This is a genomic window from Oleiphilus sp. HI0128, assembly GCF_001635365.1.
On sequence record NZ_LWGG01001440.1, the window covers coordinates 1 to 716 of the forward strand.

The following is a 716-nucleotide window of genomic DNA, read 5'->3' on the forward strand; positions in this document are numbered from 1 at the left end:
GCCAACACCGAAGATCCCACCAACCGCAATATGGGTTGAACTAACAGGCAGACCAAGCTGAGAGGCAATAATAACAGTAATGGCTGCAGCCATTGCAACACAAAAAGCTCTAGACTTATCAAGCTCTGTAATTTCTGTGCCCACGGTACGAATTAGCTTAGGCCCATACAATAGCAAACCAATTGCTATACCAATGGCACCAATCATCATCACCCATAGAGGAATAGCCGCTTTTTTAGAAATACCATCGCTGGTAATCGAATCGGTGATAGCAGCAAGCGGTCCTACGGCATTTGCAACATCATTTGCTCCATGCGCAAAACTTAATAATGCCGCAGCAAAAATCAGAGGTATAGTGAAGAGATTGTTGACGCCTTCCTTATTATTCTCTTGCTTTTTGGATGACTTTGAAACTAAAGGTTTTATTACAACAAAAAAACATGCGGCGACAGCAAGACCAATCATGGCGGCCATTTGGAAGTCAATTTTCCATATTTTTTTCAAACCTTTAAGCGCTAAATAAGTACTAAACGCCCACGCCATCAACGCGATCAACCAAGGAACAAAGCGTCTTGCCGATTGAAGCATGTCATCCTGATAAATAATCTTCTTTTTAATGAATAGGAGAAGCGAGGCTGCAATAACGCCCCCTAGCACAGGTGAGATAACCCAACTCGCAGCAATCATCCCCATTTTATTCCAGTTTGCAATGGCCA

At 42.9% G+C, this 716-nt stretch carries 1 protein-coding gene; it reads right to left on the reverse strand.

Going from position 1 to position 716, the window contains the following annotated elements:
• Nucleotides 1-716 (reverse strand): inorganic phosphate transporter (locus tag A3763_RS23810; protein ID WP_197483080.1); only part of this gene is annotated, 716 nt, incomplete at both ends.